Origin of the sequence: Streptomyces lydicamycinicus (assembly GCF_000829715.2) — a bacterium.
In the GTDB taxonomy this organism is placed as follows: Bacteria; Actinomycetota; Actinomycetes; order Streptomycetales; family Streptomycetaceae; genus Streptomyces; species Streptomyces lydicamycinicus.
The window spans coordinates 398006-415852 of sequence record NZ_BBNO01000008.1; the positions used below are offsets into that span (position 1 = coordinate 398006).

General features: G+C 73.7%; 13 protein-coding genes. 7 read left to right on the plus strand and 6 right to left on the minus strand.

Annotated elements, in window-relative coordinates; all coding sequences use genetic code 11:
• Window positions 1-86 precede the first annotated feature (86 nt).
• Complete coding sequence (locus TU31_RS28045) at window positions 87-1415, minus strand: copper amine oxidase (RefSeq protein ID WP_042159512.1); 1329 nt, start codon at window positions 1413-1415, stop codon at window positions 87-89.
• A gap of 40 nt (window positions 1416-1455) precedes the next feature.
• On the minus strand, window positions 1456-2259 hold the full coding sequence (locus TU31_RS28050) for a hypothetical protein (RefSeq protein WP_042159514.1): 804 nt from the start codon (window positions 2257-2259) through the stop codon (window positions 1456-1458).
• Between the two features lie 255 nt (window positions 2260-2514).
• On the opposite strand from TU31_RS28050, the gene glgX reads away from it, so the two are divergent.
• The gene (gene glgX / locus TU31_RS28055; protein ID WP_042159518.1) at window positions 2515-4719 is read left to right on the plus strand and encodes a glycogen debranching protein GlgX; all 2205 of its coding nucleotides are present in this window, start codon (window positions 2515-2517) and stop codon (window positions 4717-4719) included.
• Here glgX and TU31_RS28060 read toward each other — a convergent pair.
• On the minus strand, window positions 4679-5959 hold the full coding sequence (locus tag TU31_RS28060) for an MFS transporter (RefSeq protein ID WP_042159522.1): 1281 nt from the start codon (window positions 5957-5959) through the stop codon (window positions 4679-4681). The genes glgX and TU31_RS28060 overlap by 41 nt on opposite strands.
• Before the next feature lie 151 nt (window positions 5960-6110).
• On the opposite strand from TU31_RS28060, the gene treY reads away from it, so the two are divergent.
• Window positions 6111-8570 carry a malto-oligosyltrehalose synthase gene (treY, locus tag TU31_RS28065; RefSeq protein ID WP_042159525.1) on the plus strand — a complete coding sequence of 820 codons (2460 nt, stop codon included), beginning with the start codon at window positions 6111-6113 and terminating at the stop codon, window positions 8568-8570.
• A 52-nt stretch (window positions 8571-8622) separates the two neighbouring features.
• Here treY and TU31_RS28070 read toward each other — a convergent pair whose 3' ends face one another.
• A complete protein-coding gene (locus TU31_RS28070) occupies window positions 8623-9519 on the minus strand; it encodes a LysR family transcriptional regulator (protein ID WP_042159527.1) in 897 nt (298 codons plus the stop codon).
• A gap of 130 nt (window positions 9520-9649) precedes the next feature.
• On the opposite strand from TU31_RS28070, the gene TU31_RS28075 reads away from it, so the two are divergent.
• The gene (locus tag TU31_RS28075; RefSeq protein WP_042159529.1) at window positions 9650-11125 is read left to right on the plus strand and encodes an FAD-dependent oxidoreductase; all 1476 of its coding nucleotides are present in this window, start codon (window positions 9650-9652) and stop codon (window positions 11123-11125) included.
• A gap of 52 nt (window positions 11126-11177) precedes the next feature.
• On the opposite strand, the gene TU31_RS28080 is transcribed toward TU31_RS28075, so the two are convergent.
• The gene (locus TU31_RS28080; RefSeq protein WP_042159532.1) at window positions 11178-11723 is read right to left on the minus strand and encodes an FHA domain-containing protein; all 546 of its coding nucleotides are present in this window, start codon (window positions 11721-11723) and stop codon (window positions 11178-11180) included.
• 193 nt (window positions 11724-11916) lie between these two features.
• Here TU31_RS28080 and treZ point away from each other — a divergent pair, with 193 nt between their 5' ends.
• Window positions 11917-13695, plus strand: coding sequence for a malto-oligosyltrehalose trehalohydrolase (gene treZ, locus TU31_RS28085; protein WP_042159534.1), 1779 nt, complete (start codon window positions 11917-11919; stop codon window positions 13693-13695).
• A 9-nt stretch (window positions 13696-13704) separates the two neighbouring features.
• Here treZ and TU31_RS28090 read toward each other — a convergent pair whose 3' ends face one another.
• On the minus strand, window positions 13705-14238 hold the full coding sequence (locus TU31_RS28090; RefSeq protein WP_042159537.1) for a type 1 glutamine amidotransferase domain-containing protein: 534 nt from the start codon (window positions 14236-14238) through the stop codon (window positions 13705-13707).
• A 253-nt stretch (window positions 14239-14491) separates the two neighbouring features.
• Here TU31_RS28090 and TU31_RS28095 point away from each other — a divergent pair, with 253 nt between their 5' ends.
• From TU31_RS28095 to TU31_RS28105, 3 genes are all read left to right on the plus strand, one after another.
• Window positions 14492-16102 carry a PucR family transcriptional regulator gene (locus TU31_RS28095; protein ID WP_042159541.1) on the plus strand — a complete coding sequence of 537 codons (1611 nt, stop codon included), beginning with the start codon at window positions 14492-14494 and terminating at the stop codon, window positions 16100-16102.
• 63 nt (window positions 16103-16165) lie between these two features.
• A complete protein-coding gene (locus TU31_RS28100) occupies window positions 16166-17101 on the plus strand; it encodes a metallophosphoesterase family protein (protein ID WP_042160053.1) in 936 nt (311 codons plus the stop codon).
• Entirely contained in the window at window positions 17098-17757 is a 660-nt protein-coding gene (locus TU31_RS28105; protein WP_042159544.1) for a 4'-phosphopantetheinyl transferase family protein, read from the plus strand. The genes TU31_RS28100 and TU31_RS28105 overlap by 4 nt, the downstream gene beginning before the upstream one ends.
• Window positions 17758-17847: the final 90 nt, after the last annotated feature.

Here is a 17847-nt window from a genome sequence, read left to right on the forward strand (position 1 = left end):
CGAACCCCCGTGCCAACGATCAAGGCAGACTACTGCGGTGCGGGAGGCGGTGCAGCAGGATGGATCGAGTCGGTCGGCAACTCCCCTTATCCATAGTGCCCGTTGTGGCCGGACAGCGGGGGCGGAGTGAGCGGATTCATAGCGGTGACATCGCGTGGGACCAGTTGGAAGCCCTGCCAGTGCACGGGCATCGGCTCCTGGTCCTCGTCCCTGGCGATGTGGTGGAACCCGATGTTGACCCACGCGATGGGGTGTTTCAGCGGCTGGCCGTTGACCCAGGTGTCGACGCTCTTTCCGGCCCGGGCTCCGCAGTTGGCCAGGTTGTTGCTGGCGAACTGCTCACATTTGTTGTACTCGGTGAAATAGACGTCATGTGTGGTGTAACTGCGCCCGCTGTATTTGGTGGTCGGTCCGGGGACGATCTCGTACGAGCGGGGGTGGCCGTCCTTGTTGCGGCCCGCGCCCACCACCCGCCACCAGCGCAGCGGGCCGGCGTCCCCGGCCAGCTCCTTGGTGACCGGCCTGCGGGTGGTGCGGATGGTGGGGGTGCGGCCGTCGGGCCGGACGGTGGTGGCGGAGTCGAACTGCTCGACCTTGTTGGCGGCGGAGCCGCCCAGGCCGAAGTTGAGCCGCCAGAAGACATTGTGGCTGTGGCTGGTGGCGTAGTCCTTGGCGCCCTTGCCGAGCGGCGCGCCCCGGCCGTCCCCGGCGTCGTAGTCGCCGGGCGAGACGGTGCCGGTGGCGCCGACCTGCACGGTCATGGCGCCGTCGCCGGAGAACCGCCATTCGCTGATGTACTCGTACCAGCCGACCTTGTTCACGGTGTAGAGCAGCAGGTCCTTGCCCTGGAGCTGGTAGATCTTGGCGCGCTCGCCGGGGTAGGGGCCCATGCGGTAGGCGTGGCCGCGGGCGCGGGTGGTGGCGCACAGGCCGCTGACGTCGGGGTGGGCGGGGTCATAGGCGCCGGGGACCCGGACGGTCTTGATGGTGCCGCCGGGGCATTCGGCGGGGTCGAGCTTCTGCAGGCCCTGGGCGAAGCCCTGGCCGGTGAGGTCGTCGTATTCGTTGCGGCCGTCGTCGTAGGGGACGTGGATCTGCGCGAGCTTGGCGGTGGTGAGCACCTTGACCGGGGTGCGTTCGCCCTTGGGCTGGTAGGAGACCTCGTCCAGGACGAGTCCGGCGTTGCCCTCGTAGTGCCAGCACATGCGCCAGACGGTGCCGCCGTCCAGCGTCTGGGTGATGCGGTGGGCGGCGCCGCAGTTGGGGGTGGGCGCGGGTGCGGCGGGGGCCTCGGGGGCGGCCTGGGCGGCCGGGCCGGTCGTCAGGGCGACCGCGCCGAGCAGCAGGGGGACGGCGGCGAGGGCCACGGCGCGTCGGTGCGGGCGGCGGAGGGCGGGGGTGGGTCTTCCGGGCAAGGCGGGCTCCGGTGGGGTGGGGTGCGGTCGGTGGCGGCGGTCAGCCCAGGCGGGCGACGGTGCGGGCGCTGAGGTCGATCACGAAGCGGCGGGTGTCGATCCACTGGCCGTTCTTCACCTTGGTGAAGAGGCGGATGCAGCGGTGTTCCCCGCAGTCGCCGAGGGCGCCCGGCGCGTCACCCTCGGCGCGGCCGCGGTAGACGAAGCCGGTGACGGAGAGCGGCTCGGGCCCGGTGAGGTCGCGGCCGGTGGCCTGGTGGTAGTCCTCGCGCAGCCCGGAGCCCAGCGGGGCGGCGATCAGCAGCCGGGCCGCCTCGACGGCCTCGGCACGGCTGGGCGGCGGCTGGACGCCGTGCTGGGTGTCCGTCGACTCGACCTTCGAGGTGGTGAGGTTGACGGTCTTGGTGAGATAGCTGTCGCTCGTGTAGTCGTAGAAGGAGACCAGCGCCCGGCGCGGCGGGTCGGCGAGCCCGGTCTCCGCGGGGGTGAGTTCGGCCAGGTCGGTGGTGAGGCGTTCGGGCCCGGACCGTCCGGTGACGTCGGCGGTGGCGCCGCGCCGGGTGGGCGGCAGCGCCAGCTCCTGGGCCCGCCGCAGTTCGTCGTCGGTGAGCGGGTCCCGTCCCCGGCCGCGCTCGCCCTCCGCGGGGGCTTTCTCCACGACGCCGGGTGGCGGCGGCCCCTGGTCGCGTCCCTGGGCGGCCGCGGCGGGCCGGCTCCGTTCCGTACCGCCGGTGGCGCCGGCGTCGGACGGCAAGGTGATCGCGACCATGGCGGCGGTGCCGGTCAGGGCGACGGCGGCGCCCGCGACGGCTTTGCCCAGGTGGCGGTGCATCAGATGGCGCACATTTCCCCCCTGCTGTCACATCCTCGTGACACGCATGTCGGCTCCCCCGGCCGGTCCTCCGGTAGGACGACCTGTAGGGCGACCTGTAGGACGATGCGACATCGCGACGGGTTGCCACCATTCAGCGGAGATCTCGCGAAAAAGCCTTTGTGTACGAAAAGTTGCGACAGCTGCGGGGAAGGATTTCGCACCGTTCCGCGGATGTGTGTCGTGGAGTCGCCGCAGCGCCCGGGAAGAAAGTGGAAGAGTCTACCCATGCAGGTCTGGCCGGGACAGATGTATCCGCTGGGTGCCACCTATGACGGGGCGGGCACCAACTTCGCGGTGTTCTCCGAAGCCGCGAAGCGCATCGAACTGTGTCTGCTGCACGACGACGGTTCGGAGACCGCCGTCGAGCTGCGCGAGAGCGACGCCTTTGTGCGGCACGCGTATCTTCCGGGGGTGATGCCGGGGCAGCGTTACGGCTTCCGGGCGCACGGTCCGTACGAGCCGGAGCGGGGGCAGCGCTGCAATTCGGCGAAGCTGCTGCTCGACCCGTACGCCCGCGCCATGAGCGGCCGGATCGACTGGAACGAGGCCGTCTACGGCTATCACTTCGGGCGGCCCGAAGTGCGCAACGACCTGGACTCGGCGCCGCACACCATGGCGTCGGTGGTGGTCAATCCGTACTTCGACTGGGGTGACGACCGTCCGCCGCGCACCGCGTACCACGAGACGGTGCTCTACGAGGCCCATGTGAAGGGCCTGACGATGCGCCATCCGGAGCTCCCCGAGGAGCTGCGCGGCACCTATGCCGCGCTGGCGCATCCGGCGATCATCGACCATCTGACGAAGCTCGGGGTGACCGCGCTGGAGCTGATGCCGGTGCATCAGTTCGTCCAGGACCACCGGCTGGTGGACGCGGGGCTGACGAACTACTGGGGCTACAACACCATCGGCTTCTTCGCCCCGCACAACGCCTATGCGTCCTGGGGCGACCGCGGGCAGCAGGTGCTGGAGTTCAAGACGGCGGTGCGGGCGCTGCACCAGGCCGGTATCGAGGTGATCCTCGATGTGGTCTACAACCACACCGCCGAGGGCAGCCATCTGGGCCCGACGCTGTCCTTCCGGGGGCTGGACAACGCCTCCTACTACCGGCTGTCGGACGACAGGCAGTACTACATGGACACCACGGGCACCGGGAATTCGCTGCTGATGCGCAGCCCGCATGTGCTCCAGCTGGTGATGGACTCGCTGCGCTACTGGGTGCAGGAGATGCGGGTGGACGGCTTCCGCTTCGATCTGGCGGCGACACTGGCCCGCCAGTTCCACGAGGTGGACCGGCTGTCGTCGTTCTTCGATCTGGTCCACCAGGACCCGGTGGTCAGCCAGGTGAAGCTGATCGCCGAGCCGTGGGACGTCGGTGAGGGCGGCTATCAGGTGGGGAACTTCCCGCCGCTGTGGACCGAGTGGAACGGGAAGTACCGGGACACCGTGCGGGACCTGTGGCGGGGCGAACCGCGCACCCTGGCGGAGTTCGGATCCCGGCTGACCGGTTCGTCGGACCTCTACCAGGAGGACGGGCGGCGGCCGCTGGCCTCGGTGAACTTCGTGACCTGCCACGACGGCTTCACGCTGCACGATCTGGTCGCGTACAACGAGAAACACAACGAGGCCAACGGCGAGGACAACCGGGACGGTGAGCGCTTCAACCGGTCCTGGAACTGCGGTGCCGAGGGGCCGACCGACGATCCCGGGGTGCGGCGGCTGCGGGCGCGGCAGATGCGCAACTTCCTGGCCACGCTGATGCTGTCGCAGGGCGTGCCGATGCTCAGCCACGGGGACGAGTTCGGGCGCAGCCAGGGCGGCAACAACAACGCGTACTGCCAGGACAACGAGCTGTCGTGGGTGCGCTGGCCGGAGCGGGGGCGGGGCGCGGGCGCCGGGGAGCCCGACGACCGGGACGCGGACGGGCCGGACGGAGCGGACGGGCCGGACGAGGCGGTGGACGCGGACGCGGAGCAGCTGGCGCTGCTGGCGTTCGTGCGGCAGATGGTGTGGCTGCGGCGGGACCATCCGGTGTTCCGGCGCCGGCGGTTCTTCCAGGGCCACCCGGCGGAGGGCACCCATGACGAGCTGTCCGACATCGCCTGGTTCACGGCGGGCGGCGAGGAGATGGGGCCGCGCGACTGGCAGTCGGTGCATGCCAAGGCGCTGACGGTGTTCCTCAACGGCAGCTCGATCTCCGAGCCGGGCCCCCGGGGCGAGCCGGTCACCGACGACTCGTTCCTGCTGATGTTCAACGCCCACGACCAGGAGAAGGAGTTCAGGGTTCCCGAGCACCTCGGCCGGCAGTGGCAGGTCGTGGTGGACACCGACCGGCCGCAGGCGGTGGCGGACGGCGGCGGTGCCAAGGTGAAGGCCGGCGACCGGCTGACGCTCATCGGACGGAGCCTGCTGGTGCTCCAGCGGCCGGCCTGACCGCGGCGGCCGGCCGGTCCGTGGCCCGGGTGGTCAGGGCCAGGGCGAGGATCAGTACGGCGGCGCCCACGGCCACCGCGAAGGCGGCGGACGGGCCGTGGGCCTCGGCGAGCCGGCCGGCGGCGGCCAGGGAGAGTGCCTGGCCGCCGACCACCGCGCTGGTCAGGAAGGCCATCGATTCGGCGAGCCGGCCGGCCGGCACCAGCCGTTCGGTGAGGCCGAACAGCGTGATCAGATGCGGGGCGAAGGCCGCGCCGAGGAGCACGACGGCCAGATAGAGCGCCCCCAGGGACCGGACGAACAGCAGCGGCACGGACAGCGCGATCAGCGCCACGGCGGCCACCCGCCAGCGGACCGGCAGCCCGATCCGGGCGGGCACCAGCGCCAGCGACAGCCCGGCGACCGCGCTCATCACCCCCATCGCGGCGTAGACCAGCCCGGCCTGGGCGGGCCGGTGCAGGTCCGCGGTGAGCGCGGTGATGCCGGCCTGGCAGGCACCGAAGAGGGCGCCCTGCAACGCCATCGAGGCGCGCATGGCGTGCACCGCGCGGGGCATCCGGGCGCGGGCCGGCCGGTCGGCGGGGCGCCGGCCGCGGGGGCGGTCCGGAGCCGGTCCGGCGCCCGTGGGCCGCAGCGCCGCGGCCGTGGGATGCAGCGCGAACGCCGAGCCGCAGACCGCGAGCAGCAGTGCGGCCAGGGCGAGCGCCACGGCCGGGTGGGCCACCGTGGCGGACAGCCCCACCAGCGCCGGACCGAGCACGAACGACACCTCGTCCAGGGTGCCTTCGAAGGACAGCGCGGTGTGGACCAGGCGGTCGTCGGCCCGGGCGCGGCGGGCGAGCGCGACGATCCGGGTGCGGGCCAGCGGCCCGATCTGCGGCACTCCGGCCCCGGCGAGCAGCGCGATCAGGGCGAGCGGCAGCGCCCCGGTCCGGGCGAGCGCGGCCGACACCAGCGCGGTCACGGCCAAGGCGTCGAACCAGCAGGCGGCGAGCACCACCGGCCGCTGCCCGTGCCGGTCGGCGAGCCGCCCGAGCAGCGGGCCGCCCGCCGTCTGGCCGGCCGCCAGCGCACCGCCCACCAGGCCCGCGGTGGCCAGCGAACCGCTGGTCTCCGCCACCAGCAGCAGACTGCCGAACTGGCACATGGCGGTCGGGAGCCTGCCGAGGAAGGAGACGACGGGCAGCAGCGGCCCGCCCAGCGCGAGCACCCGGCGAAAGGCGGCGGTGGCAGCGGTCATCGCCCGACGCTAACCGGCGGGCCGCCGCGGGCCCCACGGACCGGACCTACGAAGGTCCCCGCCCCCGGAGCCCACTCCGTCGGAGGAAACAACGACACCCATGCGGGAGGGAGATGACACAACGGGCCGTCAGCGGGGTACGGGTGTTCCCATGACGCAGCCCTCGAGTCCGTCGCCGACCGCCACCTACCGGCTGCAACTCCAGCCGGACTTCCCGTTCGCCGCCGCCGAGCGGGCCGTCCCGCATCTGGCCGCGCTGGGCATCTCCCATCTGCACCTCTCTCCGGTGCTGGAGGCGGTGCCGGGCTCCACGCACGGCTACGACGTGGTCGACCACACGGCCGTACGGGCGGAGCTGGGCGGCGAGACGGGGCTGCGGGCGCTGGCGGCGACGGCCCGCGCACACGGCCTCGGGCTCGTCGTCGACCTGGTGCCGAACCACATGGCGGTGCCGGAGCCCATGTCGCTGAACGGGCCGCTGTGGCAGGTGCTGCGGGACGGCCCGGCGTCCCCGTACGCGCGCTGGTTCGACATCGACTGGGGTGCCGGGCACGGCGGGCGGCTGCTGCTGCCGGTGCTCGGCGGCCGGATCGGCGAGGAGCGGCGGCACTTCCGCGTCGAGGGCGAGGTGCTGCGCTATCACGGGCATGCCTTCCCGTTGCGCCCCGGGACCGAGAAGCTGCCGCCGGACCGCCTCCTGGAGGCCCAGTGGTACCGCCTCGCCTGGTGGCGGCTGGCCCGCAGCGAGCTGAACTACCGCCGCTTCTTCACCATTTCGGAGCTGATCGGGGTGCGCGTCGAGGACCCCGAGGTGTTCGAGGCGACGCACGGCACGGTGCTGCGGCTGATGCATGAGGGCGTCATCGACGGGCTGCGCATCGACCACCCGGACGGTCTGGCGGACCCCGGCGGCTATCTGGCCCGGCTCCACGAGCGGACCGGCGGCCGCTGGACGGTGGTGGAGAAGATCCTCACCGGAGACGAGCGGCTCCCGGACAGCTGGGCCTGTGCGGGCACCACCGGCTATGACGCCCTGCGGCACATCGACGGGCTGTTCGTCTGCCCCCAGGGGGCCGGACGGCTGTTCTCCCACTACCGGGACTTCGTCACGCCGCTGGCCGACGAGGGCGGCGACTGGGAGGAGACGGTGCGCCGGGCCGCGTACGAGGTCGTCACCCACGATCTGGCCACCGAGATCGAGCGGCTGGTGCGGACCGCGGCGCGGATCAGCGCCCGCGCCCCCGGGCCGGGCGACCATGCGACCTGGGCGCTGCGGCACGCCCTCCGTGAGCTGCTGGTGCGGCTGCCGGTCTACCGTCCCTATGCCGCGGATCCGACCCGGGCCGGGCAGGACGCGGCCATGCTGGACGCGGCGGCGGCGCAGGCGCGTACCGCCTTCCGGGTACCCGAGGAGGCGCGGGCGGTCGATCTGCTCCGTGATCTGGCGCTCGGCCGGCTGACCGACCCCCCGGAACAGGACTCCACGGACTGCGCCGACTTCACCGCGCGGTTCGCGCAGACCGCGTCGGCGCTGCACGCCAAATCCGTGGAGGACACCGCCTTCTACCGCTATCCGGTGCTGCTGTCGGCCTGCGAGGTCGGCGGCGATCCGGGGGAGCCGGCGCTCGCCCCGGAGGTGTTCCATACGTACTGCGCCCGGCTTCAGCGGGACCGGCCGGCGGCCGGCACGGTGCTCTCCACCCACGACACCAAGCGCAGCGCCGATGTACGGGCGCGGATCGCGGTGCTGTCGGAGTGCCCGGACCGGTGGCGGGATGTGCTCGGTGCGATGGGCGACGACGCGGTGTGCGGTCGCACGGCGAGTGCGCTGGACGGGATCGGCCCGGCGGACCCGATGGTGTCGTGGCTGGCCTGGCAGACCGCGTTCGGCCTGGGGGCGGCCGGTGACGGCGGGGCGGCGGAGCGGGTGGCGCCCGCGGTGCTCAAGGCGGCTCGGGAGGCCGGGCTGCGGACCTCGTGGACGGAGCGGAACGCGGGCTACGAGGACGCCGTCGAGGAGTTCGTCCGCAACGGGCCCTGCGGTCCCACGGCCGCCCCGCTCGCCGCGCTGGACGGGGAGCTCGCCCCGTTCGTCCGCGCGAATGTGCTGGGCGCGACGCTGCTCCAGCTCACCATGCCGGGCGTGCCCGACCTCTATCAGGGCACCGAGCTCGGCTATGCCGCGCTGGTCGACCCGGACAACCGGCGGCCGGCCCGTTTCCGTCCCGAGCTGCTCACCGCGCTGGACGGCGGGAGCCCGCCGGGCGATCTGTCCGGCGAGAAGCTCCGGCTGACCGCCGCGGCGCTACGGCTGCGGCGTGACCATCCGCAGTGGTTCGGCGCCGCGGCCTCGTACGAGCCGGTGTACGGGGAGGGCCCGGCGGCCGAGCACTGTGTGGCGTTCTGCCGCAGTGGGCGGGTGCTGACGGTGGTGACCCGGCTGTCGTTGCGGCTGGTGGAGACCGGCGGCTGGTGGGACACCCTGCTGCGGCTGCCTTCCGAGGGCCCCTGGCGCGAGCTGCTGACCGGGCGCGAGCTGCCGGGCGGCGCGGTGGTGGGGCTGAGCGACCTGCTGGCGGAGTCGCCGGTGGCGCTGTTCGTCCGTGAGTGAGGTGAGCGTCAGTTCCTGCCGTCCCGCTGTTCGTCCGCGAGCGAGGTGAGCGTCAGTTTTCCGGTGTCCCGCTGTCCTCCGCGTCGCCGACCGTGCGCAGCAGCTCCGTGAACTCCGCGGCCGCGCCGGTCGGTTCGACCCGGGAGAAGACGGTGATGTCGCGGTGCCAGGGCGGGTCGGTGGGCACGGCCGCACAGTCGAGGCCGCGGAGTTCATGGGCCGCGGTCAGCAGGACACCGACGCCCGCCGACGCCATCCGGACGGCCGTGGAGCTGTGCTGGGTGCGGACCGCGGTCCGCGGGGTGAAGCCGGCCCGTTCGCACTCCCGGTCCAGCCAGCGCCGCCCGTCAATGACCGGCTCCAGGCTGCACCGCACCCATGGGCGGTCCGCCAGCTCGGCGAGGCGGACCGACTCCCGGGCGGCGAGCGGGTCACCGTGCGGGACGACCAGCACCATCCGTTCCCGTCCCACGACGGTGACCGGGCCCGGCCAGTCCTTGGGGCGCGGCCCGAGCGCCAGATCGGCGACACCGCGGGCCATCTGCTCGTCCAACTCCTCGGTGGTGGCGTACTCATGGAGCACCAGACGGACGCCCGGACGCGCGCGGGCCCAGCGGGCGCAGACCTCCGGGAGCACCCCGACCGCCTGGGCGTGCACCGTCGCGATATGCAGTTCGCCGCTCTCCGCGCCGCCCGCCGCGAGGGCGGCGCGGCGAGCCTGGCGGGCGCTGCGGACGGCGAGCTGGGCGTGCGGGAAGTAGGCCCGGCCCATCGCGGTCAGCCGTACCCCACGCGTCATCCGCTCCAGCAGCGGGCCGCCGACCGTCCGCTCCAGCGCCTTGATCTGGTGGGAGAGCGCGGACTGGGTGACATGCAGCGCCTCGGCGGCGCGGGTGAAGGACTCCTGCTCCACGACCGCGACGAGGTACTCCATCTGCCGCAGACTCATGCCGCCCCTCCCGGTGCCCTCGGCCCTCATGACGCACCACGCGGGAAGCCCCGGCACATGAAGGTTCTTCATCACCTCCATGGAAACATTGCCTTGGACTCATCACCGCAGGTGGGCGGAGTCTGAGTGCATGAGTGAGACAGAGCCGAACACGGCGGACGTGATCGTCATCGGCGGCGGCACCGGCGGCTACAGCACCGCCCTGCGCGCCGCGTCCCTGGGGCTGCGGGTGGTGCTGGCCGAACGCGATCTGATCGGCGGCACCTGTCTGCACCGCGGCTGCATTCCCAGCAAGGCCATGCTGCACGCGGCAGAGTTGGTGGACGGCATCGCGGAGGCCCGCGAGCGGTGGGGCGTCAAGGCCACCGTCGACTCCCTGGACTGGCCGGCCCTGGTGGCCACCCGCGACACCATCGTCGCCCGCAACCACCAGGGCGTGGCCGGGCACTTGCGGACGGCGGGGGTGCGGGTCCTCCAGGGCACCGCGCGGCTGACCGGGACCCGTACGGTCCACGTCGAGGGCGCCGGGGAGTTCACCGCGCGGCGCGGCATCGTGCTGGCCACCGGCTCCCGGCCGAGGATGCTGCCGGGTCTGGCCGCGGACGGCCGACGGGTGGTGACCAGCGACGACGCACTGTTCGCGGCCGAGCTTCCGGCGTCCGTCCTCGTCCTGGGCGGCGGGGCGATCGGCGTCGAGTACGCGTCCTTCCACCGCTCCATGGGGGCCGAGGTCACCCTCGTCGAGGCGGCCGGGCGGCTGCTTCCGATGGAGGACGAGGATGTCGGCCGCCATCTGGCGCGCGGGCTGAAGAAGCGCGGTATCGCGGTCCGTACGGGCTCGACGCTCACCCACACCGAGCTGCTGCCGGACGGGGTGCGGGCCACCGTGCGCACCCCGAAGGGCGAGGAGCTGGTGATCGAGGCCGAGCGGCTGCTGGTCGCGGTGGGACGGGCCCCGGTGACGGACGGGCTGGATCTGGCGGCAGCCGGGCTGGCGGCGGACGAGCGGGGATTTGTCGCACCGGCGGACTGGTCACGGCTGGAGACCGCCGTCCCGGGCATCCATGTGGTCGGCGATCTGCTGCCGCCGCCGTCCCCGGGGCTGGCCCATGCGTCCTTCGCGGAGGGCCTGTTGGTGGCCGAGACGCTGGCGGGCCTGCCGTCGCGGGCGGTGGACTACGCGGCCGTGCCGCGGGTGACGTACTCCGCACCGCAGACCGCGTCGGTCGGCCGGACCGAGGCCGAGGCGCGCGCCGGCGGCCTGGACATCAAGGTGAACACCCTGCCGCTGGCCGCCACCGCCAAGGGCATGGTGCACGGCCAGGGCGGGATGGTGAAGGTGATCGCGACGGCGGACGGTGCGGGGGGCGAGGGGGGTCTCCCCTGCTCGAACGCAGTGGAGAGCTCGGGGAGGACCGGCACGGTGCTCGGGGTCCATCTCGTCGGCCCGCATGTCTCGGAGATGATCGCGGAGAGCCAGCTGATCGTGGGCTGGGACGCCGAACCGGCCGATGTCGCCCAGCACATCCACGCCCATCCGACGCTGTCGGAGGCGGTCGGCGAGGCGTTTCTGACGCTGGCGGGGCGGGGGCTGCACCAGCACTGAGCGGGCCGGGGGCACCCCGCGCGGCCCCGTCCTCCGGCGCGCGCCGCCCCGCTCAGCGCTCCGTCAGGACGTAATCCACCTGGCCGAACCTGATGTGGTCCCCGGGGCCGACCGGCACCTCGCCCACCACCCGGCGGCCGTTGACGCAGGTGCCGTTGGTGGAACCGAGGTCGCGCAGCAGCCAGCCCTGGCCGGCGCTGCGGAGTTCGGCGTGGGCACGGGAAACCGTCTCGTGGTTGAGACGCAGACCGGAACCTGGGGCTCGCCCTATGAGCAGCGGGAGCGGGCCCGGCTCGGGCAGCAGCAGCTTCGGCAGTCGCTCCGTACGCCAGGCGCGGCGCACCCGGAGGTGGAAGGCGGACGCCCGGCCCACCATCCGCAGCACCACGCCCTGGACCTTGCCGCGGCTCGCCAAGTCGGCGGTGACCAGGTCGAGTTCGGACTGCTGTTGAGCGGTCAGGACGAGTTCCAGGCGCCGCAGGAAGGTGTCCTGGGACAGTCGTCCCTGCGCCGCGCCGTCACGCAGCAGGTCGAGGGCGCGTTCCCGGTCGGCGTCCGACGGCCGCGCCGGACGCGCAGGGAACTCGAGCGAAGTCATACCGGGATTCTCCGGCGACCGCGAGCCGCTGTCCAGGCGATGTGGCTGCGCAGAGCGCTGCGGACGGGGCCGCGGCCTCGCCGGAACGGCCCAGCGGATGGCGCGATGTGGCTCCGCATCGCCACGTCGGACTGTCGGGCGGCGCGGCGGCGTGCTTTCGTCGGGGGCCGGGACCGAACGAAGGAGGACGGCCGTGCTGTTCGAGGTGTGGGCGCCACAGGCCGGGCGGGTCGCTCTCCAGTGGGCGGGGAACCGGGCGGGCGAGCCGCCGGTCCCGATGGAGCGCGACGCCGCCCGCGCGGGCTGGTGGCGGGCCGAGGCACCGGCCCGGGACGGGGACCGGTACGCCTTCCGGCTGGACGGCGGGCCACCGCTGCCCGATCCGCGGGCCGCCCGGCTCCCGGAGGGCCCCGGCGGGCCCGCCGCGGTCGTCGTACACGACCGGTTCGGCTGGCGGCATCCGTGGCCGGGCCGCCCGCTGCCCGGTGCGGTCCTCTACGAACTGCACATCGGGACCTACACCCCCGAGGGCACCTTCGACGCCGCGGCCGCGCGGCTGCGGCACCTCGCCGACCTGGGCATCACCCATGTCTCCCTGATGCCGGTCTGCCCGTTCCCCGGCACCCATGGGTGGGGGTACGACGGGGTCGCGCCCTGGGCGGTGCACGAACCGTACGGCGGGCCCGACGGGCTCAAGCGGTTCGTGGACGCGGCGCACGGGCTGGGACTGGGAGTCGTGCTCGACGTGGTGCACAACCACCTCGGCCCGTCCGGCAACCCTCTCCCGGCGTTCGGGCCGTACTTCACCGACACCCATCAGACCCCGTGGGGCGCGGCGGTCAATCTCGACGCTCCCGGTTCCGATGAGGTGCGCGCCTACTTCCTCGGCAGCGCGCTCTCCTGGCTGCGCGACTACCGGCTCGACGGACTGCGGCTGGACGCCGTGCACGCACTGCACGACGACCGCTCCCCGCACTTCCTGGCCGCACTGTCCGCCGCCGTCGACGCGCTGGCCGGGCGGCTGGGGCGCCCGCTGTTCCTGGTCGCCGAGTCCGATCTCAACGATCCGCGCACCACCGCACCGCGGGCGGACGGCGGGCAGGGGCTGCACGCCCAGTGGAACGACGACTTCCACCACGCCCTGCACACCGCGCTCACCGGCGAATCCCAGGGCTATTACGCCGACTTCGCGCGGGCCCCGCTCGCCGCCCTCGCCAAGACGCTGACCGGCGGCTTCTTCCACGACGGTACGCACTCCGCCTTCCGCGGCCGGCGGCACGGCGCACCGCTCGATCTGCGGGTCACCCCCGCCTACCGGCTGCTGGCCTACGCCCAGACGCACGACCAGATCGGCAACCGCGCGCTCGGCGACCGGCTCGCCGCCGGACTCTCCCCCGGCCTGCTCGCCTGCGCCGCCACGCTGGTGCTGTGCGCGCCGTTCACCCCGATGCTGTTCATGGGCGAGGAGTGGGGCGCGACCACTCCGTGGCAGTACTTCACCGATCACCAGGATCCGGAGCTGGCGGAGGCCGTACGGGAAGGGCGGCGGCGCGAGTTCACCGCGCACGAGTGGGCCGGTGACGCCGCGGACTGGCCCGACCCGCAGGACCCGGCGACCCGCGACCGCTGCGTCCTGGACTGGACCGAACCGGCCCGGGAGCCGCACACCGCGCTGCTGGCCTGGCACCGCACGCTGCTGGCGCTCCGTCATGAGCTGCCCCCGCTGACCGACCCGGACCCGCGGCACACCGCCGTCCACTACGACGAGGCGGCCCGTTGGTTCCTGCTGCGGCGCGGTCCCCTACGGGTGGCGGTCAATCTCGCGCCGGACACCACGGCCGCCGTCCCGCTCGGCGACGACGGCGGGGCTGCCGGGCTCCAGGCCCTGGCCGGCTGGCCCGGCGCCCGGCTCCCCGACGCGGACGGGGTGCTGCGGCTCCCTCCGGAATCGGCGGTGGTGCTGGGTCCGTAGGGGCCCTCCTCAGTGCGAGAACTCCGAGACGAACGCCGCGCAGAAGGCCTCCAGATCGGCCGGCTTCCGGCTGGTGATCAGGGTGTTCGGTCCGGCGGTGCAGATCTTGACCTGCTCGTCGACCCAGGTGCCGCCCGCGTTACGGATGTCGGTCCGCAGGCTCGGCCAGGAGGTCAGGGTGCGGCCACGCACCACATCGGCCTCGATCAGCGTCCACGGCGCATGGCAGATCGCGGCCACCGGCCGTCCGGCGTCGAAGAAGGACTTGATGAACGCCACGGCCCGCCGGTCCAGCCGCAGGGCGTCCGGGTTGGCGACCCCGCCGGGCAGCACCAGTCCGTCGAAGTCCGCCGCGGTCGCCTCGTCCACCGTCAGATCGACGGGGAAGGTGTCCGCCTTGTCCAGGTGGTGGAACGCCTGCACCTTGCCCGCGCGGGTGGAGACCAGCGTCGGACCGCCGCCCGCGTCGGTCACCGCCTGCCACGGCCGGGTCAGCTCGACCTCTTCGGTGCCCTCGGGAGCCACCAGAAACGCCGCCTGCATACCGAGCTCACGTCCCTTCGTCGGGTCGCGAAGCGGGGAGGGTTCCCCGCTCCCACACCTCTCGACCATAACGGCCCGCCGGGCCCGCGCTCATCCGCGGGACGGGGCGGTGTTCCCGGCCCCGGGCGGGGCCCGCACAGCTGCCGCCCGCCGTACGGCCGCGCCGTCCACCGGCCGCCCGAACCCGCAGGTCACACCGCCCGGCCGGCCGCCCGAGTGTCCACCGCGGGGCCTTCTGCTGGACACTGTGTCCATGCCCCTGCACATCTCCGACCTGCTGGCCCGGCCCGATCTCCGGCTGTCGGTCACCTACGACGTGCCGCCGCGGCTGCTGGCCCGCACGATCGAAGCGGCGACGGTCTCGGATCTGCCGGCGCCGGGAAAGTGGCTCCAGGGCGGCGAACTGCTCATGACCATCGGCCTGTTGCTGCCGAAGGAACCGGCCGCGTGCCGGGCGTACGTGCGGGACGTGGCGGAGGGCGGGGCGGCCTGTCTGGCGCTCGGCCTGGGGCAGGGACTGCCGTACCAGGAGGCGCCGGAGCCGCTGGTGACCGCGGCCGGGGAGGCCGGGTTGCCGCTGCTGACGGTGCCGGACGGGGTGCCGTTCATCGCCGTCACCAAGGCGGTCTTCGAGGCACGGGCCGAGGAGCAGCGCGAGCGGCTCCAGCGGGCGTTCGCCACCCAGCGGCGGCTGACGGCCGCGGCGACCGGTGGCGGGCTGCGGCCGATGCTGGCGGAGTGGACGGCCGCCACCGGGGTCGGCGCGGCGGTGTTCGACCCGCTGGGACGGCTGCTCGCGGCGGGTGAGCGGGCGCAGCGGACAGCGCCGGCACCGGCCCGGGAGCTGATCGAGCGGGTCGCCGCGCGCGGACTGCGCGGCAGCGCGTCCAGCACGGCCGCCGGGGAGCAGCTGGAGGTGCAGCCGCTGGGGGCGCGCCGGCTGCGGGGGCTGCTGCTGCTCACCGGCCGCCCGGACGACGCCGCCCGTTCGGTCGTCCCCGGCCTGGTCTCGCTGCTCTCCCTGGAGCTGGAGCGGCGTCACCTGCGCGATGAGCCGGAGCGCCGCCGCAGGTCGGCGCTGCTTTCGGAGCTGCTGGCGGAGGAGGATCCGGCCGCCGGGCGGGCCCGGGACATGCTGCGGTCGGTGGGGCTGACGGCCGAGCGGGTGCGGGGAGTCGTGGTGGCGGCCGGGGGTGGTGCGGGCGAGGGTGGGGACCTGGCCGCGCCGGGGTCCGGGGCCGGGGCTCCGGACGGCGCCGCGCAGGAGATGGCCGCCGATCTGGCGCTGGCGATGCCCGGTGGCCTGGTCAGGGTGGTGGACGAGGCGCCGGGCGCGGTCATCGAGGCGGTGGTCGGCGAGGATCTGGACATCCGCGATGTGCTCGCCCGTTTCGCCCCGGGCTGCCCGGCCGGTATCGGCCCGGCCACCGCCCCCGAAGCGGTACGGGTGTCCGTGCGCCAGGCGACGGGGCTGCTCGCCGTCAGCCGGTCGAGCGGCGCACCCGCGGAGGCCCGGCAGAGCCAGGCCAGCCGGCTGCTGCTCGACCTGGGCGACCGCCGGACGCTGCACGGCTACGCCGACACCGTGCTCGGCCCGCTCGATCTCGCGGACCACGGCGAGGAGTTGACCGCCACCCTCGCCACCTGGCTGGAGACCGGCGGCGCCTGGGACGCCACCAGCCGGCGCCTCGGCGTCCACCGCCACACCGTCCGCAACCGCCTCGACAAGGCCATGGACCTCACCGGCCGCCGCCTCGACGACCCCGACGACCGCTTCGACCTCTGGCTGGCCACCCGCATCCGCCGCGGCGACGCCGCCACCGACACCGGCGGCCGGCCGGCAGCACCGCCGCCAGGGCGGTGACGCCGGGCACCTCCACCCAGGTCCGCGCTTCACTCTCGCGCCCGCACCGTCTTTACTTCGATGATGACCTACGAGATCCGCACCCCCACACCCGGCGCCGCCGGGCCCGCCGCCGGCTCCTCGCACGGCGGCGGCCGCGGCAGACTGGTGGCCGTCAGCGATCTGCACGTCCGCTACAAGGAGAACCGCGACATCGTCGAGGGGTTAAGACCCGAGTCCGACGACGACTGGCTGCTGGTCGCCGGCGACGTCGGGGAGTTCGTCTCCGACATCCGCTGGGCGCTGTCGCTGCTCAGCAGCCGGTTCGCCCAGGTGGTGTGGGTGCCCGGCAATCACGAGCTGTGGACCCCGGCCCAGGACCCGGTGCAGCTGCGCGGCGTGGAACGCTACGAGCATCTGGTGGACATCTGCCGGGAGTTGGGCGTGCTCACCCCCGAGGACCCGTATCCGGTGTGGGAAGGCGCCGGCGGACCCGTCGTCATCGCACCGCTGTTCCTCCTCTACGACTACACCTTCCGGCAGCCGGGGACGACGTCCAAGAAGGAGGCGCTCGCCCGGGCCGAGAAGGCCGGGGTGGTCTGCACCGACGAGCACTTTCTGCATCCGGACCCGTATCCGAGCCGGGAGGCGTGGTGCCGGGCGCGGGTGGCCGAAACCGAGGCCCGGCTCGCCGCCGTGCCGGAGGAGTTGCCCACCGTGCTCGTCAATCACTGGCCGGTGGTACGTGAGCCCACCCGGCCCCTGTGGTACCCGGATTTCGCGCTGTGGTGCGGTACGGAGGCGACCGCGGACTGGCCGCGCCGGTTCCGTGCCGCCGCGGTCGTGTACGGCCATCTCCACATCCCGCGGCTGCTGACGCTGGACGGCGTACCGCACCAGGAGGTCTCGCTCGGCTATCCGCGGGAGTGGCAGCGCCGGGCCGCCGCGCCGGGCCGCCCGGTCCAGATCCTGCCCACGCCGGCCACGGTCGCCTCCGGCACCCCCGGGAGCCCCGCGTGATCGAGAAGCTGCTGCCGGCCCCGGTCAGGACCGCCGAGGCCTTCGATGACGCGCCGCTGTCCGAGATGTTCCCCGAGGAGTGGGCGCAGGTGGCCAACGCCGTGCCCAAGCGGCAGCGGGAGTTCGGCACCGTACGCGGCTGCGCCCGCCGGGCCCTGGCCGAGCTGGGCTTCGCCCCCGCGCCCCTGCTCCCCGGCCCCAACCGGGAGCCGCAGTGGCCGGACGGCGTCGTCGGCGCCATGACGCACTGCGCCGGATACCGCGCCGTGGCGGTGGCCCGCGCGGGAGAGGTACGGACGATCGGCCTGGACGCGGAGCCCAATCTGCCGCTGAACGACCCCGGGGTGGTCGACCTCGTCACCCTCCCCGAGGAGCGCGCCCAGATCCGCCGGCTGGCCGCGCTCCAGCCCGAAGTCTGCTGGGAGCGCCTGGTGTTCAGCGCGAAGGAGAGCGTCTACAAGGCGTGGTTCCCCCTCACCCGCCGCTGGCTCGACTTCGAGGAGGCGCTGCTCACCCTCGACCCGACGAACGCCACCTTCACCGCGCGACTGCTGGTCCCCGGGCCCGTGGTCGACGGCAGGGAACTCACCGAATTCAGCGGCCGGTGGCTCGTCGGTTCGGGGCTGGTGGTGACGGCGATCGTGGAACCGGTGTGACGGGCGGCCGCGGGGGTGGCGGGAGGCCCCCGCGGCCCATCCGGTGTCAAATGACGCACCGGCAGCGGGGTATCCGTACTCCTTGGGGTA

Bases quoted from the DNA above. Each gene is read 5' to 3' on its own strand.
- glgX (WP_042159518.1), top strand. From the start codon at position 2,515: ATGCAGGTCTGGCCGGGACAGATGTATCCGCTGGGTGCCACCTATGAC.
- TU31_RS28060 (WP_042159522.1), bottom strand. From the start codon at position 5,959: ATGACCGCTGCCACCGCCGCCTTTCGCCGGGTGCTCGCGCTGGGCGGG.
- treY (WP_042159525.1), top strand. From the start codon at position 6,111: ATGACGCAGCCCTCGAGTCCGTCGCCGACCGCCACCTACCGGCTGCAA.
- TU31_RS28070 (WP_042159527.1), bottom strand. From the start codon at position 9,519: ATGAGTCTGCGGCAGATGGAGTACCTCGTCGCGGTCGTGGAGCAGGAG.
- TU31_RS28075 (WP_042159529.1), top strand. From the start codon at position 9,650: ATGAGTGAGACAGAGCCGAACACGGCGGACGTGATCGTCATCGGCGGC.
- TU31_RS28080 (WP_042159532.1), bottom strand. From the start codon at position 11,723: ATGACTTCGCTCGAGTTCCCTGCGCGTCCGGCGCGGCCGTCGGACGCC.
- TU31_RS28090 (WP_042159537.1), bottom strand. From the start codon at position 14,238: ATGCAGGCGGCGTTTCTGGTGGCTCCCGAGGGCACCGAAGAGGTCGAG.
- TU31_RS28095 (WP_042159541.1), top strand. From the start codon at position 14,492: ATGCCCCTGCACATCTCCGACCTGCTGGCCCGGCCCGATCTCCGGCTG.
- TU31_RS28100 (WP_042160053.1), top strand. From the start codon at position 16,166: ATGACCTACGAGATCCGCACCCCCACACCCGGCGCCGCCGGGCCCGCC.